At 71.1% G+C, this 1,452-nt stretch carries 1 protein-coding gene; it reads left to right on the top strand.

The features are described 5' to 3' along the window. Window positions 1–34 precede the first annotated feature (34 nt). Window positions 35–1,246, top strand: coding sequence for an IS4 family transposase (locus AC068A_RS37330; RefSeq protein ID WP_478590747.1), 1,212 nt, complete (start codon window positions 35–37; stop codon window positions 1,244–1,246). The last annotated feature ends 206 nt before the right edge of the window (window positions 1,247–1,452 follow it).

Genomic DNA, 1,452 nt, shown 5'->3' with positions numbered 1-1,452 from the left:
CGCAATGCTGTTGACATAGGTCTGGATCGGTGGGATGACGTCATCGGGGGTGGTGATGGTGGCGTCGTCTCTTCCGGATCTGGCCGGGGTGGGTGTGCTGACCCGGATGTATCCGCCGTGGTTGGTGGATGAGGTGGTGGCTGCGTGCGGCCGTACCGAGCAGCGGCAGCGGCTGCTGCCGGCCCGGCTGGTGGTCTACTTCCTACTCGCGATGGCCTTGTTCTCCCCGGCGCCGTATCTGGAGGTGATGCGGCACCTGTCGGAGGGCCTGCGCTGGGCTGGGCTGTGGGGATCGTGGCACCTGCCGAGCAAGTCGGGGATCTTCAGGGCCCGCAGGCGGCTGGGGGCCGAGCCGATGGCCGCGTTGTTCACCCGGTGCGCCCGCCCGCTGGCGACGCCGAACACGCCGGGGGCGTTCTGGCGGGGGCTGCGGCTGATGGCTGTCGACGGCACCCGGCTGGATGTCGCCGACAGCCCGGCCAACGCGGAGGCGTTCGGCCGTCCCGGCAGCGGCCGCGGCGAGGGCGTCGGCGGCTACCCGCAGGCCCACGTCGTCGCGCTGGTGGAGTGCGGCACTCATGCCGTCATCGACGCCGCACTCGCCGGCTGGCACGACGCGGAGGTCCGCCTGGCCGAAGACCTGGACCGCTCGCTCGCCCCGGGCATGCTCGTCCTGGGAGACCGCAACTTCGCCTCCACTCGCCTGGTCCGGGCATGGACGGCCACCGGCGCCGAGGTGTGTCTGAGGGTCAAGGCCAACCGGCGCCTGCCCGTGGACCGGATGCTCCCGGACGGCTCCTGGCTCAGCCACATCCAGGCCGGCGACGACAGGAAGAACCAGCTCCGGCCGGTGGTGGTCCGGGTGATCCGCTACCGGCTGGACGACCCCGGCCGGCCCGGCCAGGACGACTACCGGCTGATCACCACTCTCCTGGACCCCCGCCAGGCCCCCGCCGCCGAACTGGCTGCCCTTTACCCCCAGCGGTGGGAGTGCGAGACGGTCCTCGACGAGCTCAAGACCCACCAGCGTGGCGCGAAGAGCGTGGTCCTGGCCAGCAAGACCCCCGACGGCATCCGCCAGGAGATCTACGCCCACCTGCTGGTCCACCACGCCTTACGCGCGCTGATGGCCCAGGCCGCAGCGGACGCAGCACCGCCCCTCGACAGCGACCGGCTGTCGTTCACCACCGCCCTGCGGGCAGCCCGCCGCACCGTCACCCGCACCCCCGGCACTTTTTCCCCCTGACCTGCTGGAACAGGCCTGGCGGCACTTCCACACCGAGGTCCGCGAACGACTCCTGCCCCCAAGGCGAACACGCAGCCAGCCCCGCGTCGTCAAACGCAAGATGTCGAACTACAAGGCCAAGGCCAGCCGCCACCGCGACTGGCCCCAGCCCACCCGACCTCCACACGACGCCATCGCGATCCTGCCGCCGTAAATCAACGGCATTG

Source organism: Streptomyces sp. NPDC043854 (assembly GCF_056436005.1).
Note: the sequence above shows the minus strand (reverse complement) of the source record. Positions and strands in the feature narration are given on the sequence as shown.